Consider the following 18,789-nt stretch of genomic DNA (forward strand, 5'->3'; position numbering starts at 1 on the left):
ACCGCCCCGTCCCTGGCACCACCCCGAGCCGCGACCGCGCGCGCTCGGGGTCGGCTCCGGGCGTGCGTACGCTTCCGGGCGGACGCGCCCGGCACCGCCCGGTACCTAGCGTCGACAGCGTCGCCCGCACCGCCGGGCCGCCGTCGAACCGCACCCGCCGCCTGCCGTCGTCCACCCTGGAGAAGACCCGATGACGACCACGTACACCACCCCGCCGCCCGCCGTCCCCCCGACCCCCGGGGCACCCGGCGGACCGCCCGGACGTCGCCCGCGACGGCGGCGTCGCCCGCTCGTCCGCGTCCTCCTCGTGCTCGGGCTCGTCGTCGTCCTGCTCGTCGGGGCCGTCGCCGTGGTCGTGGGCGTCGCGTGGGCGCGCGCCGCGACGAGCACGGCGGGAGCCGTGGAGTTCACGCGGCCGCTCGCCGTCCCGCCGCTCGCGGAGTCGCGCGTGGAGGACGGCGTGCGCGTCTTCGAGCTCGAGGCGCGCGAGGGCGTCGCCGACCTCGGCGCGTCCGCCCCCACTCCGACGATCGGGCTGAACGGCGACTACCTTGGGCCCACCCTGCGGGCCGCGCGCGGGGAGCGCGTGCGCGTCGACGTGACGAACGCTCTCGACGAGACGACGACGCTCCACTGGCACGGAATGCACCTGCCGCCCGCGATGGACGGCGGCCCCCACCAGATGGTCGAGCCGGGCGAGACGTGGTCGCCCACGTGGACGATCGACCAGCCCGCCGCGACGCTCTGGTACCACCCGCACCTGCACGGGCAGACCGCGAGCCAGGTGTACCGGGGGCTCGCGGGGATGTTCCTCCTCGACGACCCTGCCGCCGCCGACGGCCCGGCCGCCGACCTGCCGCACGAGTACGGCGTCGACGACGTCCCCGTCATCCTCCAGGACAAGAGCTTCCACGCCGACGGGCGGCTCGACGACGCCGTCTCCTTCCTCTCGCCGGTCGGCCCGCTCGGTGGCACGGTGCTCGTCAACGGCACCCCGGGGCCCTACCTCGACGTCACGACCGAGCGCGTCCGCCTGCGCCTGCTCAACGGCTCCGACTCACGCGTCTACGACGTCGGCCTCGCCGACGGCGGCACGGTCCAGCTCGTCGGGACCGACGGCGGGCTGCTCCCCGCCCCGCAGACGGTCGAGCGTGTGCGCCTCTCCCCGGGCGACCGGGCGGAGGTCGTCGTGACCATGGCCCCGGGGCAGCGCGCGGTCCTGCGCAGCTTCCCGCCCGAGCTGGGCGTCAACCCGCTGTTCGAGCGCTTCTCGGGCGGCGACGACCTCCTCGACCTCCTCGAGCTCCGCGCGGCCGGCACGCTCGAGCCGAGCCCCGACGTCCCGGGCACGCTCGGCGCCGCCGACCCCGCGGACGCGCTCGACGAGTCCGACGCCGTGCGCACCCGCCGCTTCCAGCTCGCGGGTACCGCGATCAACGGGCGCTCCATGGACATGGCGCGGATCGACGAGGTCGTCACGGTCGGCGAGACCGAGGTGTGGGAGGTCACCGGGCTCGACGACACCCCGCACAACTTCCACGTGCACGACGTCCAGTTCCGCGTCCTCGACGTCGCCGGGCAGCCGCCCGGGCCGGACCTCGCCGGATGGCAGGACACGGTCTACGTCCAGCCGGGGCACGTGACGCGCCTGCTCGTCCGGTTCGACGCCGCCGAGGGCACGACCGACCCGACCACCCCGTACATGTTCCACTGCCACCTCCTCACGCACGAGGACCGCGGCATGATGGGCCAGCTCGTCGTCGTCGCCCCGGGCGAGCAGGCGCCGTCCCGTACCGACGTCCCCGACGGCGGCACCCATCAGGAGCACGACGCCGGCGCGCTCCCGGGCGACGGCACCGGCCCCCGCCACACCCTCGCACCGGACGGGAAGCACGACCCTGACCACTGACCCGCCGAGGTAGAGCCGTGGTCCCGCGAGGTAGAGCCGTGGTTGCGCGAGGTAGAGCCGTGGTCACGCGAGGTAGAGCCGTGGTTGCGCGAGGTAGAGCCGTGGTTCGCGCGTCGCGGTGCACTTCTCTCGCGTCGCACGGCGGCGCTCACGGCTGCACCCTGGTGTCGCGCCCTGGCCGGCGGGGACGACCACCTCGGATGGTGACCCAGCCGCGACGGTGGCCCGACCGCGACGGGCGACCGGCCGCCGTCGGACACGACCACGGTTCTACCCCGAACGGGGAGCGTTCTACCTCGGTGGACCACGGTTCTACCTCGCGTGACCAGGGCTCTACCTCGGCCCACCGGGGTTCTCGCTCGGTGATGTCCGGGATGTGGGCGGGCGGCGGAGGCGGTCGGCCGGGCCGACGGCGGCGGGTAGCGTGTGGCCATGACCGCTCCGCACCCGGACTCCCTGGCCAGCGCCCGCACCCCGGCGACCGTCGACGTCCCCTCCGGCACGGTGCCGCGGGCGGAGGACGAGGTGGTGCGGATCTGCCGGGAGCTGCTGCGGATCGACACGTCGAACTTCGGCGACGGGACCGGGCCGGGAGAGCGGCGCGCGGCGGAGTACGTCATGGGGCTGCTGCACGAGGTCGGGCTCGAGCCGGAGCTGTTCGAGTCGGAGCCCGGCCGGGCGAGCGTCGTCGTGCGCCTGGAGGGCGCGGACCCGACGCGGCCGGCGCTCGTGCTCCACGGGCACCTCGACGTGGTGCCGGCGCAGGCCGCCGACTGGTCCGTGGACCCGTTCGCGGGCGAGGAGATCGACGGCCTGCTGTGGGGCCGCGGCGCCGTCGACATGAAGGACATGGACGCGATGATCCTCGCGGTCGTGCGCCAGATGGCGCGCGAGGGGCGCAAGCCCGCGCGCGACGTCGTCGTCGCGTTCTTCGCCGACGAGGAGGCGGGGGGCGTGTACGGGGCGCGCTACGCCGTCGACCACCGGCCCGAGCTGTTCGAGGGCGCGACCGAGGCGATCAGCGAGGTCGGCGGGTTCTCGGTCGAGGTCGGGGGGCGGCGCGCCTACCTGCTCCAGACGGCGGAGAAGGGCATCGCCTGGCTGCGCCTCGTCGCCGAGGGCCGCGCGGGCCACGGGTCGCAGGTGAACGACGACAACGCGGTGACGCGGCTCGCGGAGGCGGTCGCGCGCATCGGCGCCCACCACTGGCCCACTACGCTCACGCCGACGGTCGACAGGCTGCTCCGGGGCGTCGCCGACCTCACCGGGCTCCGGTACGACCCCGAGGACCCGTCGTCCGTCGCGGCGCTCGTCGCCGCGCTCGGCCCAGCGTCGCGGTTCGTCGGGGCGACGGTGCGCCACACCTCCAACCCGACGCAGCTCACCGCGGGCTACAAGGCGAACGTCATCCCCGGTCGGGCGGAGGCGGCGATCGACGCGCGCCTGCTGCCCGGGCACGAGGAGGAGGGGTTCGCGACGCTGCGCGCGCTCGCGGGCGAGCACGTGCGGGTCGAGGAGATCCACCGGGACATCGCGCTCGAGGTGCCGTTCGAGGGCGACCTGGTCGACGCGATGGTGGACTCGCTGCTCGCCGAGGACCCTGAGGCGACCGTGCTGCCGTACACGCTCTCGGGCGGTACGGACAACAAGTCGCTCGCGCGCCTCGGCATCACGGGCTACGGCTTCGCGCCGCTGCGCCTGCCCGGCGACCTCGACTTCTCCGGGATGTTCCACGGGGTCGACGAGCGGGTCCCGGTCGACTCGCTGCGGTTCGGCGTGCGCGTGCTGGACCGCCTGCTGCGCACCTGCTGACGCCGTCCGGGTCGACCGCTCAGGCGTCGCCCAGCAGCGCCTGGACCGACGAGCGGAGCTGCGCGCGGTAGCCGCCGCCGAACAGCACCGCGTGCACCGCGACCGGGTACACCTGGTGCAGCGCGACCCGGTGTCGCCACCCGCGCGCGAGCGGGTGCGCGGCGTCGTACCCGGCGACGACCTCGTCGAGGTAGGGCGCGCCGAACAGTGCGAGCATCGCGAGGTCGGCCTCACGGTGGCCGCCGTGCGCGGCGGGGTCGACGAGGACCGCCTCGACGGCGTCCCGCGCGCCGTCCGGGCCGGGGACGCGCCGGGCCCAGAGCACGTTGCCCGACCACAGGTCGCCGTGCACGCGTGCGGGGGAGTCGTCGAGCGCGGGGCGGGCGAGGTCCGCGAGGCGTTCGCCCAGCCGTTCGAGCAGGCGGGCGTCGTCGGCGTCGAGGGCGCCGCGGTCCCGGCCCTGCCGCGCGACCGGGAGCAGGCGCGCCTCGGCGTAGAAGGTCGGCCAGTCGGACCACGCTCCGGTGGGCATCGGCAGCGGGTCGTCCAGCGGACCGAAGAACGCGTCGCCCGTCCAGCCTGGTGGCGGTGCGCCCCACGCGGGGGCACCGGCGTCGTGCACGACGGCGAGCGCCCGGCCGAACGCCCGCGCCGCCTCGGGCGTCGGCGCGGCGGGCAGGACACGTTCGAGGCCGAGGTGCGTCGGGCCCACGTCGAGCACCCGGGCGACGCGGGGCCCGCCCGCGTCGCCGAGCCATGCGAGCCCTGCGGCCTCGCACGCGAAGAACCCCGAGGGCGCGTCGGTGCGGGACTTGGTGAAGACGCCCGATGGCGCGCCCCCAGGGCTCCTCATGGTCCGGGGGTCACAGGGTCGAGCTGACCCGGATGATCTTGCGGCGCAGCCAGACGCGGCGCTCGCCCCCGACGTAGAGCCGCGTGCGGGCGAGCTCCCAGCGTCCGTACTCGGCCTCGTCGGTGAGCAGCCTGCTCGCGTCCGACCGGCTCGTGGAGCGGTCGATCGTCAGGACGCGGTACTCGTACTGCCCGCCGTGCGCGGCCCATCCGGACCGCCGACGTGACGTCGGCCTCTCCTCCACGTGCCACCGTCCTCTCTCGCCTGTCTCGGTCGTCGGCCGGGCGGGAGAACCTGCTCGGCTAACGAGTGCCATTGTGCCCCTCTCGGCGCTACCGTCAGGGTATGACCGCTGACCCGCGTGCCGCGCTCGACAGGTTCATCGCCGCGCTCGAGGCCCACTACAACGCCGTCGCCGCACGCCGCGGGGAGGACGACCCCGCCGTCGACGACGCCTACTACGTGCTCGCGGACGCCTTCGAGGTCTACGACGAGGCCCTCGGCCAGGTCCACGGGGAGGCGACGCCGTTCTACCTCGCGGAGGAGGACGACGACGAGGACGACGAGGACGACGAGGAGGACGAGGAGGACGAGGTCGACGACCTCGACGACACGCTCGACGACGACGTCCTGACCGGCGAGCTGGAGACCGACGGCGCGCGCTGAGGAGCCGGCGTCACCACCGTTCGGGGTAGCCGACCTCCAGGTCGCTCACGTCGTCGAGCGCCGCACGGACCGCGTCGGGGAGCTCGAGGTCCGTCGCGGCGAGCGACGTCCGGAGCTGGGCGGGGGTCCGCGCGCCGACGATCGCGCTCGCCACCGCAGGGCGGCCGAGGAGCCACGACAGCGCGACGTCGAGCGGGGCCCGGCCCAGGCCGTCGGCCGCGGTGACGACGGCCTCGACGATCCCCGACGAGGACTGGTCCAGGTAGGGCTCGACGAACGCGGACAGGTGCGGCGACGCGCCGCGCGAGTCCGCGGGGAGCGAGCGGCGGTACTTGCCCGTGAGCACGCCCCGCCCCAGCGGCGACCAGGCGAGCAGCCCGAGGCCGAGCGCCTCGGCCGCCGGGACGACCTCCCGCTCCGCGCCGCGCTGGAGCAGCGAGTACTCGAGCTCGACCGCGGCGAGGCCCACGTCGTCGGCGCCGCCGAGCAGCGTCGCGGCGCGCGCGGTCGCCCACGCGGGGTGGTTGGACAGGCCGACGTAGCGTGCGCGCCCGGACGTCACGGCGTGGCGCAGCGCGGAGAGCGTCTCGGTGAACGGGGTGCGCGGGTCGGGCGCGTGCACGAGGAACAGGTCGACGTGGTCGGTGCCCAGGCGAGCGAGCGAGTCGTCCAGCGAGTCGAGGAGCGCCCCGCGGGACGCGTCGACGACCGGACCCTGCGCCGTGCGGCGCACGCCGGCCTTGGTGCACAGGAGCACGTCGCGCCGGTCGACCTTCGCTCCCAGCAGCGACCCGAGCAGCGACTCGGCGTCCCCGTCGGCGTACGAGGCGGCCGTGTCGACGAGGGTCCCGCCCGCGTCGACGAAGTCGCGCAGCTGCTCGGCGGCGTCGAGCTCGTCCGTGTCCCGGGCCCACGTCATGGTGCCGAGGCCGAGCTCGGACACGCGCAGGCCGGTGCTGCCGAGGTGGCGGTGTTCCATGGGAGCCGAGGGTACCGGCGGACCCTGCCGCGCGACCGTCGGGGCGCGCGGCAGGGCGCCGGGAGCGGCGAGGTTCACCCTCCGCCCCGAGCCTGACGGACAGGTCCGCAGACGGTGTTCACGTGCCCGTCGCCCGGCGTTCATCCGGGGGCGCCGACCCGCCGGCGAGGTGCCAGGAGGGCCTGCCCGAGCGGGTATCGTGGCCGCTCGTGAACGCGTGGGAAGCCGTCCTCCTCGGCCTCGTCCAGGGCCTGACCGAGTTCCTCCCGATCTCCTCGAGCGCGCACCTGCGCATCGTGGGCGAGCTCATCGGCTCGCAGGACCCGGGGGCCGCCTTCACGGCGATCACCCAGATCGGGACCGAGACGGCGGTCCTCCTGTACTTCCGTCGCGACATCGCGCGCATCTGCGCGGCGTGGTGGCGCTCGGTGCGCGGCGACCACGGGACGGACTGGAAGGCGCGCCTCGGCAGGCACGACCACGACGCGGCGATGGCCTGGTACATCGCCCTGGGCTCCGTCCCGATCGTCGTCCTCGGCCTGCTCTTCCAGGACGCGATCGAGAACACGTTCCGCAACCTCTACCTCACCGCGCTCATGCTCGCGGTCTTCGCGCTCCTGCTCGGCTGGGCGGACCGGATCGGCGCCAAGCGGCGCACGCTGCGCGAGCTCTCGCCCGGCCAGGCCGTCGCGTTCGGGTTCGCGCAGGCGCTCGCGCTCGTCCCGGGCGTCTCCCGGTCCGGCGGCACGATCACGGCGGGCCTCCTCATGGGGTTCACCCGCGAGGCCGCGGCGCGCTACTCGTTCCTGCTCGCGATCCCCGCCGTCATGGGCTCGGGGTTCTACCAGCTCTTCAAGTCCGCGGACGAGCCGGCGCCCGGCGCGCCCGGTGCGGGCGCGACCCTCATCGCCACGCTCGTCGCGTTCGTCGTCGGCTACTTCGTCATCATCGCGTTCCTCAAGATCGTCTCGACCTTCAGCTACACGCCGTTCGTGATCTACCGCCTGGTGCTCGCGGCGCTCGTCGTGCTGCTCCTGCTCACCGGCGTGCTCGAGCCCGGCGGGACCGCCGCATCCACCCCGTGACCTGCGGTCAGAGCCAGCCGACCCGCTTGAACACGCGGTAGAGCACCAGGCAGCCCGCGGCCATGAGCCCGAGCGCGAACGGGTAGCCGAACGCCCAGTGCAGCTCGGGCATGTTCCGGAAGTTCATGCCGTAGACCCCCGCGACGATCGTCGGGTAGACGAGGATCGCGGCCCAGGCCGAGATCTTGCGCATGTCCTCGTTCTGGCGCACCGACACCTGGGACATGTGGACCTGGAGCATGTCCGAGAGCAGGTCGTCGTGCGCGTCGAGGTGGCGGTCGATCCGCTCGACGGTCGTCACCACGCGCTCGAGCATGCGCCGGTTCACCGCGAGATGGTCGGGAACGTCGGGGTCGAGGAGCTCGGGCAGCTCGGCCGAGACGGGCATGAGCGCGCGCCGCGCCTCGGTGATCTCGCGCTTGAGGTCGTAGATGCGCTCGACCGGGTCCTCGCGCTGCTGGTCGAACACGACCCGCTCCGTGTCCGCGACCGCGTCGCCCAGGCTCAGCTCGACCTGCGACGCCCCGCCCACGATCGCCAGGACGGCGGCGGACACGATCCGCTGGACGGGCGTGCCCCGCGGGTCGCCCGGGGCCGCGAGCTTGTCGAGCATGGTCGCGTGCACGTCGGCGTCCCCCTCCTCGGCGGTGACGACGGTCCCGGGCCCGAGCAGCGCGGCGAACTGGCCGGTGTGCACCTGGCGGTCCGCCTCCGTGAACCACGCCGTCGGCGTGACGAGCAGGAGCCAGTCGGCCGCGAGGCGGCGCACGTGCGCCAGCGGGTGGTGCGCGTGCCGGGACAGCTCGTGGCGCGTCGGGCCGGGGCCCGTCGAGACCCTGGCCGCGGCGTCGAGCACGGCGTCGAGGTCGGCGACCCGCGCCCATGTCGCCGCTCCCCGCCCGGTCCGACGGTCCCCGCGCTCGCCGTCCTCGTGGTCGCCGGTCGCGTCGTCCCTGGTGCGCGCGTCCTCGAGCGTGCCGGGATCGACCTCGCGCACCTCGGCCGCTCCCGGGTCCACGGTCCACGCCGCCAGCACGCGGACGCCGGGGAGCAGCGGGCCGTCGTCGCGCGACCTGTCCCGCGGGGCGTCGACGCGGGGATCGGTGGGCTTCGTCACGTCCGCATTGTCCCGCGCCCGGCACGGACCTGCCCGGGCGCGCGGGTTCGCCGCCCGCGCGCCGTGCGTGCGGTGCCCGGCCCCCGGACGACGGTCCGGCGCCGACGTCCCGACCGATAAGGTTGACGCGTGCACAGCTGGCCCGCCCCGCAGATCCCCGAGCTCCCCGGACGAGGCCTCCCGGTCCGGGTGCACGACTCGACGACCCGTGAGCTCGTCGTCGCGGCCCCGGGCGAGGACGCCACCCTCTACGTGTGCGGCATCACGCCGTACGACGCGACCCACATCGGCCACGCGGCCACCTACGTCGCGTTCGACCTGCTCGTGCGCGCGTGGACGGACGCCGGCCAGCGCGTGCGGTACGCGTCGAACGTCACCGACGTGGACGACCCGCTGCTCGAGCGCGCCGCCGCGACGGGTGTCGACTGGCGCGCGCTCGCCGTCGACCAGACGGCGCTCTTCGCCGAGGACATGACCGCGCTCGGTGTGGTCCCGCCGGACGTCTACGAGGGCGCGGTCGAGACGATCCCCGCCGTCGTCGAGGCGGTCACCCAGCTCCTCGACGCCGGGCTCGCCTACCGCGTGCCGGTCGAGCCCGGTGCGGGCGGGACCGACCCGGGGCTCGGCGACGTCTACGCCGACCTCTCGGCCGACCCCGCGTTCGGGTCGGTCTCGCGCCTCGCGCGCGACGTCATGCAGCACCTCTTCGCCGAGCGCGGGGGTGACCCCGACCGCGAGGGCAAGAAGGACGCGCTCGACCCGCTGCTGTGGCGCCGCGAGCGCCCGGGCGAGCCCGCGTGGGACGGCGGCACGCTCGGCACCGGGCGGCCCGGCTGGCACGTCGAGTGCGCCGTGATCTCGCGCGACGGCCTCGGCCTGCCGTTCGACGTGCAGGGCGGGGGAGCGGACCTGCTGTTCCCGCACCACGAGATGTCGTCCTCGCACGACCGCATGCTCTCCGGCGGCGGCGCGCCCCGCGCCCACGTGCACGCCGGCCTCGTCGCGTACGAGGGCGAGAAGATGAGCAAGTCGCGTGGCAACCTCGTGCTCGTCTCGAAGCTGCGGGCCACGGGCGTCGACCCCATGGCGATCCGCCTCGCGCTGCTCGCGCACCACTACCGCGGCGAGTGGGAGTGGACCGACGACGACCTGCCCGCCGGCGCGCGGCGTCTGGAGACCTGGCGCGACGCCGTCTCCGGCAACGGCGGTCCCGACGCCACCGCGACGCTCGCCGCCGTGCGTGCCGCCCTCGCCGAGGACCTCGACGCGCCCGCGGCGCTCGCGGCCGTCGACGCCTGGGCCGCGGAGTCGCTGCGTCCCGGGCGCGACACGTCCGACGACGACGAGGGCGCGCCCGGTGTGGTCGCCCGCGCGGTCAACGCGCTGCTCGGCGTGCGCCTCTGACGCGCCGCCGCACGCCCGCGGCGGCGCGGGTGCGTCAGACCGTCGGTCCCTTGCCCGGGTTGCCGCGGTCGCGGCGTCGCAGGTAGCGCTCGAACTCGCGCGCGATCGCCTCGCCGCTCGCCTCGGGCAGCTCCGCGGTGTCCTTCGCCTCCTCGAGCTGCTGGACGTACTCCGCGATCTCGGCGTCCTCCGCGGCGAGCTCGTCGACGCCGTGCTGCCACGCCTCGGCGTCCTCGGGCAGGTCCCCGAGCGGGATCGGCTCCGAGAGGAGCTCCTCGATGCGCGCGAGGATCGCGAGCGTCGCCTTGGGTGACGGCGGGTGCGCCACGTAGTGCGGCACCGCCGCCCACAGCGACACCGACTGGAGCCCGCGCTCGGCGGCGGCGTGCTGGAGCACCCCGACGATGCCCGTCGGCCCCTCGTACGTGCTCGGCTCGACGTCGAGCACCGCCTGGAGCCCGACGCTCTCCGACGTCGCCGTCATGGGGATGGGTCGCGTGTGCGGTACGTCCGCGAGCAGCGCGCCGAGCGTGACGACCGTGCGCACGTCGTGCTCCTCCGCGATGTCGAGCAGCTCCCGGCAGTACCGGCGCCAGCGCATCGACGGCTCGATGCCGTGCACGAGCACGACCCGGCGCCCGCCGGGCGACAGGACCGCGGAGGCGATCGTCGTCGTCGGCCACGTGATCTCGCGGAGCCCGTCGTCGTCGGTCGTGACGACGGGGCGGTTCACCTGGAAGTCGTGGTACTCCTCGGGGTCGAGCTCGTCCACGTCCTCGGCCCCCCACACCTCGTGCAGGTGCTGGAGGGCGGCCGTGGCGGCGCTCCCCGCGTCGTTCCAGCCCTCGAACGCCGCGATCATCACGGTCTGCCGGGTGCCCTCGGTCGCGTTCTCGGTCATCGCCCCAGCCTATGCGGCCGGGCCCGACGACGGCGGAGCGGGTTCGCGCGTGGCGTAGCCGCACGTAGGGTGGAGCGACCGGGTGCACCGCGTCGTGCCCCGCCCGGACCCCACCCCTCGTCCTTGGAGCCATGCCGTGACGTCCCCGCGCCCCGCCACCGATCCCGCCCTCCCGCAGGCCGTCCTGTGGGACATGGACGGGACGCTCGTCGACACCGAGCCCTACTGGATCGCGGCGGAGCACGAGCTCGTCGACGCGCACGGGGGCACGTGGACGCACGAGGACGCCATGTCCCTCGTCGGCAACCCCCTGCGCGAGTCCGCACGAATCATCCGGGACCGCGGGGGAGTCGACCTGCCGATCGACGAGATCGTCGCGTTCCTCATGGGTCGCGTCATCGAGCAGGTCCGGGCGGAGGTCCCGTGGCAGCCCGGCGCGCGCGAGCTGCTCACGGCGCTGCGCGAGGCGGGCGTGCCGTGCGCGCTCGTCACGATGTCGTACCGCGAGCTCGCCGCGCCGGTCGCCGAGCTCGCGCCGGACGACGCGTTCCAGGTGCTCGTGTGCGGGGACGAGGTCGAGCGTGGCAAGCCCGACCCCGAGCCGTACCTCCTCGCGGCGAAGCGGCTCGGCGTCGACGTGACGCGCTGCGTCGCGATCGAGGACTCGCCCGCGGGGATCGCGTCCGCGCGCGCCGCAGGCGCCGCGACGTTGGGCGTCGAGGCGGTCGTCCCCGTGCTCCCCGCCCCCGGGCTGAGCCGGACGCCGTCGCTCGAGCTCGTCGACCTCGACCTGCTCGCCAGGCTCGTCTCCGGCGAGGTCGTCGACCTCATGGCCGACGACGCGGCCTAGCCCCCGCGAGGCGCGACGCGTCGCGGCGGTACAGCGCGGCGTGGTCGTGCAGGCCCGCCCGATCGGTGTCCCGGGCGTGCGTGTCCGTCCAGTCGGCGAGGTCCAGGAGACGGTCGTGCATCACCGACAGCACGTCGTCGGGAGCCGGCGCGCGGTCGCGGCCGTAGCCGGTGAGCAGCTCGGCGAGCCGCTCCTCGGGTGCGAGCCCGGGCGGGGCGGGCATGTCCTCGCACCAGCCGCACAGCCGGTAGGCGAGGTAGGCGACGTCCCAGACCCGGGGCCCGGGTGACGCCATGTCCACGTCGATGAACCCGACGAGGGTGCCGTCCGCGCGGACCATGTTGTACGGCGCGGCGTCGTTGAGGCACACGACCTCGGTGGGCTCGCGCACCGGCGAGCGCCAGACGGCCCCGCACGGCGCGAAGCCCACGGTCGCGTCGTGCCATGCGCGCAGCATCACGCCTGACTCGCGGAGGGTCGCGCGGTCCCAGAGCCAGTCGGGCAGCGGCCAGCCACCGACCTCGCCCTCGGTCCAGGTCAGGACCTCGCGCCCGGTCTCGTCGAGGCCGAGCGGGGCGGGCGCCACCGAGACCCCCTGGGCGCGGACCCACGCGAGGAGCGCGTGGATCGTCGGCGTCCAGGGCCCCGCCGTCCGGTGCACCGTGTCGCCGACGCGGACGACCTCGTTCACGTTGCCGCCCGACAGCGCGAGCTCGACGGGGCCGGGGTCGTCGGTGCGCACCGACCGATGGTGACACGGTCCGATCCTCCGCCCGCAGGGCATTTCCTCCCGGCGCCCAGGAGCTCGCGACCGCATAGGCTTCCGGGGTGGACGGACCAGAGCCCCGAGCCCCCCGCACGCCCGCCCCGACCGGCCCGCGCACGAAGGGGTGGGTCATCGGCCGGGTGGCCGGTGCGCCCGTGATCCTCACGCCCTCGTGGTTCCTCGCGGCAGTGATCCTCACGGTCCTCTTCAAGCCGACCGTGGACAACCTCGCCCCGCACCTCGGCACCGAGGTGTACCTCGTCTCGTTCGCGTTCGTGCTCCTGCTCTTCGCGTCGGTGTTCCTGCACGAGGTGGCGCACGCGCTCGTCGCGCGCGCCCGGGGGCAGCACGTCACCGAGCTCGCCGTGACGCTGTGGGGCGGGCACACCGCGTACTCGGGGACGTCGTCGCGCCCGCTCGACGGGTTCCTCATCTCGGTCGTGGGGCCGCTGACCAACCTGGCGCTCGCGGTCGCCTTCTGGGTGGCGTTCCTGGCCCAGCCCACGTTCACCGTGCCCGCGCTGCTGCTCTACGCGGGGGCGTTCGCCAACGCGTTCGTCGGGTTCTTCAACCTGCTGCCCGGTCTGCCGCTCGACGGCGGCCAGATCCTCGAGTCGGCCGTGTGGGCGGCGACGGGCTCGCGGACCCAGGGCACGGTCGCAGCGGGGTGGGTCGGGCGTGCCGTCGCCGTGGGCGTCGTCGCGTGGGCCCTGGTGTGGCCGCTGACGTACGGCGGGCGGCCCAGTCTGTGGACCGTCGCGTGGGCCGCGCTCATCGGAGCCTTCCTGTGGAGCGGTGCCGGGCAGGCGATCACGGTAGGGCGTTCGCGCGAGGCGGTCTCCGGGCTCTCGGTGCGCGGCCTCGCGCGGCCGGCCGTCGCCGTGCCGTCCACGGCGACGGTCGCGGCCGTGGGCCGGTCCGTGGCGCTCGCGGGCGGGCCGCACGTCCTCGCCGTCCTCGTCGACGGGTCGGGACGACCCGTCGGGTACGCGGACCCGGCCGCGGCCGCGGCGGTGCCGCCGGACGCCGCCGAGTCGACCCCCGTCGGCGCCGTCGCGGTCCCGCTGCCTGCGGGAGCCACGATCGACGCGCAGCTCGAGGGCCAGGACATGCTCGCCGTGCTCGCACGCGTCGGCCGGGACTGCGCGGTCGTCGCCGTGACCGACGGCGGCCGGGTCGTCGGGGCGCTCGAGGTCGCCCGCGTCGTGGCGGCTCTGCGGGACGCGCAGCGCGGCCGCTGACCGGGCCCGCCCACGCCGCCGAGCGCACGGTCCGGCGACCCGCCGCGGGGCGTGGCCGACCGGCCCGTAGGATGGTCGCCCGTGACCCCCGAGCCCGCCGCTACGCCCGGCCCCCAGACGACGCCCTCCGGACCGGGCGGCGCTCCCGTGCCTGCGGGCACCACCACGGACCGCGTGGCGGCGACCGGCGCGGACGAGCGCCGCGGCCCGCTGCGCGTGGGCGACAAGGTGCAGCTCACCGACCCGCGCGGACGCCTGCACACCATCACGCTCGCGCCGGGCGCGACGTTCCACACGCACAAGGGCTACCTGCGGCACGACGACCTCATCGGGCAGCCCGAGGGCAGCGTGATCCGCAACACGGCCGAGATCGAGTACCTCGCGCTGCGCCCGCTGCTCGCGGACTACGTGCTGTCCATGCCGCGCGGCGCGGCGGTCGTCTACCCCAAGGACTCGGGGCAGATCGTCGCGATGGCGGACATCTTCCCGGGCGCGCGCGTCGTGGAGGCGGGCGTCGGCTCAGGCGCGCTGACCATGTCGCTCCTGCGCGCCGTCGGCGACGCGGGCGAGCTGCACTCGATCGAGCGGCGCGAGGACTTCGCCGCGATCGCGCGCGGCAACGTCGAGACGTTCTTCGGCGGAGAGCACCCGGCCTGGACGCTGTCCGTCGGCGACCTCGCCGACGTGCTCCCGACCGTCGCCGAGGACGGCACCGTCGACCGCGTCGTCCTCGACATGCTCGCGCCGTGGGAGAACCTCGACGTCGTCGCCCGCGCGCTCGTCCCCGGCGGCGTGCTCGTCTGCTACGTCGCCACGACGACGCAGCTCTCGCGTCTCGCGGAGGACCTGCGCGCCGACGGGCGCTACGCCGAGCCGGTCGCGTGGGAGTCGATGGTGCGGGGCTGGCACCTCGAGGGCCTCGCGGTGCGCCCGCAGCACCGCATGATCGGGCACACGGGCTTCCTGCTCACCGCACGCCGTCTTGCCGACGGCGTCGCGCCGCCGGAGCGCAAGCGCCGCCCCGCCAAGGGCGCGTACCCGACCGACGCCGAGCAGTGGTCGCCCGAGGAGCTCGGCGAGCGTCCGGTGTCGGAGAAGAAGATCCGCCGCGTGCGGCGCGACGTCGGCCAGGGCCCGGAGCAGGCGGAGGCCCCCGGGTCGCGGGACGAGCGCTCCACGGACGTGTCGGAGGCATGACGGTCCGGTAACGATCGGGAGCCGGTCGTCTCACGCTGGGTGTCGTCCGTGTGCTCGGACGAAGATTGTGCCTAAGGTCTACACCCGACCGCCGGACGGTGGTCGGCACGGGTGCCCCCACGGGTCCGCCGTCCGCCGTCCAGCACGCGGTCGGGCGAGCCGCCGGCGAGAGGGGAACACCCGATGAGCGAGACATTCGGCCGTAGCGACGAGGCCCCGCAGAGCAGCGCGCGAGAGCTCGCGCTGCTGTCCGCGAAGAACGAGAGGCTCGCCGAGGCGCTGAGAGCTGCGCGGGACCAGATCCTCGACCTCAAGAGGCAGATCGACGACCTCGCCAAGCCCCCTGGCACGTACGCGGTGTTCCTCGCCGCGCACCCGGACGGGTCGGTCGACGTGTCGGCCGCCGGGCGCAAGATGCACGTCGGAGCCAGCCCGAGCCTGGACGTGGAGCGGCTGCGCCCCGGCCAGGAGGTCAAGCTCAACGAGGCGATGACCGTCGTCGCGGCGGGCGGGTACGAGCGCACGGGCGAGATCGTCACGGCCAAGGAGATCCTCGACGCCGACCGCGTGCTGGTCGTGGGTCGCGCCGACGAGGAGCGCGTCGTGCGCCTCGCGGGCTCGGTCGCGCACACGTCGCTGCGCGTCGGGGACTCGCTGACGATCGACACGCGCAGCGGGTTCGTGTTCGAGGTGATCCCCAAGTCCGAGGTCGAGGAGCTCGTCCTCGAGGAGGTCCCGGACATCGAGTACGAGGACATCGGTGGCCTCGGTCCGCAGATCGAGCAGATCCGCGACGCGGTCGAGCTGCCGTTCACGCACCCCGACCTCTTCCGCGAGCACGGGCTGCACCCGCCCAAGGGCGTCCTCCTGTACGGGCCGCCCGGGTGCGGCAAGACGCTCATCGCCAAGGCCGTCGCGAACTCGCTCGCGCACACCGTCGCGCGGGCGCGCGGCGAGCAGGTCGAGGACGGGTCGGGCGCGGCGCGCAGCTACTTCCTCAACGTCAAGGGCCCCGAGCTGCTCAACAAGTACGTGGGCGAGACCGAGCGGCACATCCGCCTGATCTTCGCCCGGGCGCGGGAGAAGGCGTCGCAGGGCACCCCCGTCGTCGTGTTCTTCGACGAGATGGAGTCGCTGTTCCGCACACGCGGCACCGGGCTCTCGTCGGACGTCGAGACGACGATCGTGCCCCAGCTCCTCGCCGAGATCGACGGCGTGGAGCGTCTCGACAACGTCATCGTCATCGGCGCGTCCAACCGCGAGGACATGATCGACCCCGCGATCCTGCGGCCCGGCCGCCTCGACGTGAAGATCAAGATCGAGCGGCCCGACGCCGAGGGCGCCAAGGAGATCTTCGCCAAGTACCTCACCGAGGACCTGCCGATCCACGCCGCCGACCTCGCCGAGCACGGCGGCAACCAGCGCGAGGCGCTCGACGCGATGATCCGGTCCGTGGTCGAGCGGATGTACTCCGAGGAGGACGAGAACCAGTTCCTCGAGGTCACCTACGCGAGCGGCGACAAGGAGGTCCTGTACTTCAAGGACTTCAACTCGGGCGCGATGATCCAGAACGTCGTCGACCGGGCCAAGAAGTCCGCGATCAAGGACTTCCTCGCCACCGGCCAGCGCGGCATCCGCGTCGACCACCTCCTCTCGGCGTGCGTCGACGAGTTCAAGGAGAACGAGGACCTGCCCAACACGACCAACCCCGACGACTGGGCGCGCATCAGCGGCAAGAAGGGCGAGCGCATCGTCTTCATCCGCACGATCGTCCAGAAGAAGGGCGAGGGCGGCTCTCCGCGCACCATCGACACGGTCACCAACACCGGCCAGTACCTGTAGGACCACCCGACCGACGCCCCGAGACCCCGTCCGGGCGGCGAGCTGCACGCGCGGGCCGCCGCCCCGGCGGGGTCTTGCCGCGCCGCGGGAGGGCGTCGTCGTCGGTGGACACGGACCGCGTGTCGTCGGCGGACCGACATAGGGTGAGCGCGTGAGCGTTCGACGGGTCATGGGGATCGAGACCGAGTACGGCGTCCTGCAGCCGGGGAAGCCGATGGCGAACCCGATGTTGATGTCGAGCCAGGTCGTCACCACCTACCGGGCGATCGCCGCGCGCAGCGATGGTGCCCGGGGCCGGGCGCGGTGGGACTACGACGACGAGGACCCGCTCCAGGACGCGCGGGGCTTCCACGTCCCGCGCGCGTCGGCCCACCCGTCGCTGCTCACCGACGACCCGGCCCGGCCCGCGCCGTCGGGGCCGGTGGCGGAGCCCGCCGGGGAAGGGGTGCCCGAGGGCTCGCTGCAGGAGGTCGCGCGGCCTACGACGGAGGAGTACGACGACCCGAGTGCGGCGAACGTGATCCTCACGAACGGTGCTCGGTTGTACGTCGACCACGCGCACCCGGAGTACTCCTCGCCCGAGGTCACGGTGCCGCACGACGTCGTGTGCTGGGACGTGGCGGGGGAGCGCGTGATGCTCGCGGCGTCGCGCGAGCTGGACCAGGTGCCCGGCGGGTCCGTGGTCCTGTACAAGAACAACGTCGACGGCAAGGGTGCGAGCTACGGCACGCACGAGAACTTCCTCGTGGACCGGGACGTCCCCTTCGGGGTGCTCGTGGAGATGCTCACGCCGTTCCTCGTGACGCGCCAGGTGTTCGCCGGCTCGGGTCGGGTGGGTCTCGGCCCGACCGGTGAGGAGCACGGCTTCCAGATCTCGCAGCGCGCGGACTACGTCGAGGCGGAGGTCGGTCTGGAGACGACGCTGCGCCGCCCGATCGTCAACACGCGTGACGAGCCGCACGCCGACCGGCAGCGGTGGCGTCGGCTGCACCTCATCATCGGCGACGCGAACATGCTCGAGACCGCGACGTACCTCAAGACGGGCACGACGTCGCTCGTGCTGTTCGTCGTCGAGCACCTCGAGGAGCTCGGGCCGCGGGTGCGGGCGCGGCTGGCCGGCCTGCGGCTGGCGGACCCGGTCGCGGACGTGCAGCGGGTCAGCCGCGACCTGGACCTGACCCGTCGGCTCACCCTCGCGGACGGGCGCGAGCTGACCGCGCTGGAGGTACAGCGCGAGTACCTCGCGGTGGCCGCGGAGGCGTCCGAACGGCTCGCCGGCGCCGACGGCGTCGACGCGCCCACGCGCGACGTGCTCGCCCGGTGGGCCTCCGTGCTCGACCGCCTCGGGACGGACCGTGCCGCGTGCGCGCGCGACGTCGAGTGGGTCGCCAAGCTGCGCCTCCTCGACCGGCTGCGCGAGCGCGACGGTCTGGACTGGGGTCATCCGCGGCTCGCGGCGATGGACCTCCAGTGGTCCGACGTGCGCCCGGAGCGCGGCATCTACCACCGCCTCCTCGCGGCGGGCGCGGTCGACCGCGTCGTCACGGAGCGCGAGGTCGGGGCCGCCGTGCACCACGCGCCGGAGGACACGCGTGCGTTCTTCCGCGGCGAGGTCATGGCGCGCTACGGCGACCAGGTCTCGGCCGCGAGCTGGGACTCCGTGATCTTCGACGTGCCCGGTGCCCCGTCGCTCCAGCGAGTCCCGATGATGGACCCGTTGCGGGGGACGCGGGCGCACATCGGCGCGCTGCTCGAGGCGAGCCCGGACGCGGCGGCGCTCCTGGCGGGTCTGGCGGGCCCGTCGTGAGCGGCGGCGACTAGGCTGGAGGTACGACGGCGCCCCGCCCCTCGCGGAACGGGCGCCGCGTGCGAGCAGGGCCGGGAAGGGCGCGAGCCCCGACCGGGTTGGAACGGACAGAGCGTCGGCGCGGCACCGGGCCGACGGACGAGGAGGCAGCCATGGCGGGTACCGAACGCACCCACGCGTCGCACGAGGACCGGCGTCCCGACGACGAGCCCGAGGGCCCCGAGGTCCCGGTCGCGCCGCAGGCGCAGTCGCGTGACGCGGAGGTCGACGCGCTCCTCGAGGAGATCGACGAGGTGCTGGAGACGAACGCGGAGTCCTTCGTCCGGGGCTTCGTCCAGAAGGGCGGCGAGTAGGAAGGGT

At 74.5% G+C, this 18,789-nt stretch carries 17 protein-coding genes; 11 read left to right on the forward strand and 6 right to left on the reverse strand.

From position 1 onward, the window contains the following. Positions 1-190: 190 nt before the first annotated feature. Positions 191-1,909 carry a multicopper oxidase family protein gene (locus AC6CH9_RS04030; RefSeq protein ID WP_498153764.1) on the forward strand — a complete coding sequence of 573 codons (1,719 nt, stop codon included), beginning with the start codon at positions 191-193 and terminating at the stop codon, positions 1,907-1,909. Between the two features lie 432 nt (positions 1,910-2,341). Then, complete coding sequence (locus tag AC6CH9_RS04035) at positions 2,342-3,721, forward strand: M20/M25/M40 family metallo-hydrolase (protein ID WP_498153765.1); 1,380 nt, start codon at positions 2,342-2,344, stop codon at positions 3,719-3,721. A 19-nt stretch (positions 3,722-3,740) separates the two neighbouring features. Here AC6CH9_RS04035 and AC6CH9_RS04040 read toward each other — a convergent pair whose 3' ends face one another. Both AC6CH9_RS04040 and AC6CH9_RS04045 read right to left on the reverse strand, forming a co-directional pair. Next, positions 3,741-4,574 carry a fructosamine kinase family protein gene (locus tag AC6CH9_RS04040; RefSeq protein ID WP_498153766.1) on the reverse strand — a complete coding sequence of 278 codons (834 nt, stop codon included), beginning with the start codon at positions 4,572-4,574 and terminating at the stop codon, positions 3,741-3,743. A gap of 10 nt (positions 4,575-4,584) precedes the next feature. Next, positions 4,585-4,818 carry a DUF5703 family protein gene (locus AC6CH9_RS04045; RefSeq protein ID WP_009861400.1) on the reverse strand — a complete coding sequence of 78 codons (234 nt, stop codon included), beginning with the start codon at positions 4,816-4,818 and terminating at the stop codon, positions 4,585-4,587. 101 nt (positions 4,819-4,919) lie between these two features. Between AC6CH9_RS04045 and AC6CH9_RS04050 the strand changes: the two genes are divergently transcribed. Then, entirely contained in the window at positions 4,920-5,240 is a 321-nt protein-coding gene (locus AC6CH9_RS04050; protein ID WP_498153767.1) for a primosomal protein, read from the forward strand. A gap of 10 nt (positions 5,241-5,250) precedes the next feature. On the opposite strand, the gene AC6CH9_RS04055 is transcribed toward AC6CH9_RS04050, so the two are convergent. Continuing rightward, positions 5,251-6,219: an aldo/keto reductase gene (locus AC6CH9_RS04055; protein WP_498153768.1), complete on the reverse strand. Its 969-nt coding sequence runs from the start codon at positions 6,217-6,219 to the stop codon at positions 5,251-5,253. A gap of 209 nt (positions 6,220-6,428) precedes the next feature. On the opposite strand from AC6CH9_RS04055, the gene AC6CH9_RS04060 reads away from it, so the two are divergent. Next, positions 6,429-7,304 (forward strand): undecaprenyl-diphosphate phosphatase, encoded by an 876-nt coding sequence (locus tag AC6CH9_RS04060; protein ID WP_498153769.1) that lies wholly within the window; start codon positions 6,429-6,431, stop codon positions 7,302-7,304. Positions 7,305-7,311: 7 nt separating this feature from the next. On the opposite strand, the gene AC6CH9_RS04065 is transcribed toward AC6CH9_RS04060, so the two are convergent. Then, positions 7,312-8,421, reverse strand: a complete 1,110-nt coding sequence (locus AC6CH9_RS04065; RefSeq protein WP_498153770.1) for a magnesium and cobalt transport protein CorA — start codon at positions 8,419-8,421, stop codon at positions 7,312-7,314. A 129-nt stretch (positions 8,422-8,550) separates the two neighbouring features. Here AC6CH9_RS04065 and mshC point away from each other — a divergent pair, with 129 nt between their 5' ends. Then, entirely contained in the window at positions 8,551-9,825 is a 1,275-nt protein-coding gene (gene mshC, locus AC6CH9_RS04070; RefSeq protein WP_498153771.1) for a cysteine--1-D-myo-inosityl 2-amino-2-deoxy-alpha-D-glucopyranoside ligase, read from the forward strand. Positions 9,826-9,859: 34 nt separating this feature from the next. Here the strand turns inward: mshC and AC6CH9_RS04075 are convergent, their stop codons facing one another. Further along, positions 9,860-10,726 carry a PAC2 family protein gene (locus AC6CH9_RS04075; RefSeq protein ID WP_047232858.1) on the reverse strand — a complete coding sequence of 289 codons (867 nt, stop codon included), beginning with the start codon at positions 10,724-10,726 and terminating at the stop codon, positions 9,860-9,862. Positions 10,727-10,862: 136 nt separating this feature from the next. Between AC6CH9_RS04075 and AC6CH9_RS04080 the strand changes: the two genes are divergently transcribed. Continuing rightward, positions 10,863-11,576 (forward strand): HAD family hydrolase, encoded by a 714-nt coding sequence (locus AC6CH9_RS04080; protein ID WP_498153772.1) that lies wholly within the window; start codon positions 10,863-10,865, stop codon positions 11,574-11,576. Here the strand turns inward: AC6CH9_RS04080 and AC6CH9_RS04085 are convergent. Further along, on the reverse strand, positions 11,554-12,318 hold the full coding sequence (locus AC6CH9_RS04085; protein WP_498153773.1) for a phosphotransferase: 765 nt from the start codon (positions 12,316-12,318) through the stop codon (positions 11,554-11,556). The two genes, AC6CH9_RS04080 and AC6CH9_RS04085, sit on opposite strands and share 23 nt — an antisense overlap. An 86-nt stretch (positions 12,319-12,404) precedes the next feature. Here AC6CH9_RS04085 and AC6CH9_RS04090 point away from each other — a divergent pair, with 86 nt between their 5' ends. From AC6CH9_RS04090 to AC6CH9_RS04110, 5 genes are all read left to right on the forward strand, one after another. Next, positions 12,405-13,583 (forward strand): site-2 protease family protein, encoded by a 1,179-nt coding sequence (locus tag AC6CH9_RS04090; RefSeq protein ID WP_498153774.1) that lies wholly within the window; start codon positions 12,405-12,407, stop codon positions 13,581-13,583. Between the two features lie 147 nt (positions 13,584-13,730). Continuing rightward, positions 13,731-14,780, forward strand: a complete 1,050-nt coding sequence (locus AC6CH9_RS04095; RefSeq protein ID WP_498154113.1) for a tRNA (adenine-N1)-methyltransferase — start codon at positions 13,731-13,733, stop codon at positions 14,778-14,780. A 183-nt stretch (positions 14,781-14,963) separates the two neighbouring features. Next, the gene (arc, locus tag AC6CH9_RS04100; RefSeq protein WP_047232855.1) at positions 14,964-16,622 is read left to right on the forward strand and encodes a proteasome ATPase; all 1,659 of its coding nucleotides are present in this window, start codon (positions 14,964-14,966) and stop codon (positions 16,620-16,622) included. Positions 16,623-16,791: 169 nt separating this feature from the next. After that, positions 16,792-18,429, forward strand: coding sequence for a depupylase/deamidase Dop (gene dop / locus AC6CH9_RS04105; RefSeq protein ID WP_498154114.1), 1,638 nt, complete (start codon positions 16,792-16,794; stop codon positions 18,427-18,429). A gap of 152 nt (positions 18,430-18,581) precedes the next feature. Beyond that, complete coding sequence (locus AC6CH9_RS04110; protein WP_047232853.1) at positions 18,582-18,782, forward strand: ubiquitin-like protein Pup; 201 nt, start codon at positions 18,582-18,584, stop codon at positions 18,780-18,782. Positions 18,783-18,789 lie beyond the last annotated feature (7 nt).

The organism is Cellulosimicrobium sp. GQ32 (assembly GCF_059758455.1).

What these genes read in the sequence shown, in the direction of transcription:
- AC6CH9_RS04030 (WP_498153764.1), top strand. Translation starts at nt 191, where the DNA reads ATGACGACCACGTACACCACCCCGCCGCCCGCCGTCCCCCCGACCCCC.
- AC6CH9_RS04035 (WP_498153765.1), top strand. Translation starts at nt 2,342, where the DNA reads ATGACCGCTCCGCACCCGGACTCCCTGGCCAGCGCCCGCACCCCGGCG.
- AC6CH9_RS04040 (WP_498153766.1), bottom strand. Translation starts at nt 4,574, where the DNA reads ATGAGGAGCCCTGGGGGCGCGCCATCGGGCGTCTTCACCAAGTCCCGC.
- AC6CH9_RS04050 (WP_498153767.1), top strand. Translation starts at nt 4,920, where the DNA reads ATGACCGCTGACCCGCGTGCCGCGCTCGACAGGTTCATCGCCGCGCTC.
- AC6CH9_RS04055 (WP_498153768.1), bottom strand. Translation starts at nt 6,219, where the DNA reads ATGGAACACCGCCACCTCGGCAGCACCGGCCTGCGCGTGTCCGAGCTC.
- AC6CH9_RS04075 (WP_047232858.1), bottom strand. Translation starts at nt 10,726, where the DNA reads ATGACCGAGAACGCGACCGAGGGCACCCGGCAGACCGTGATGATCGCG.
- arc (WP_047232855.1), top strand. Translation starts at nt 14,964, where the DNA reads ATGAGCGAGACATTCGGCCGTAGCGACGAGGCCCCGCAGAGCAGCGCG.
- dop (WP_498154114.1), top strand. Translation starts at nt 16,792, where the DNA reads ATGGGGATCGAGACCGAGTACGGCGTCCTGCAGCCGGGGAAGCCGATG.
- AC6CH9_RS04110 (WP_047232853.1), top strand. Translation starts at nt 18,582, where the DNA reads ATGGCGGGTACCGAACGCACCCACGCGTCGCACGAGGACCGGCGTCCC.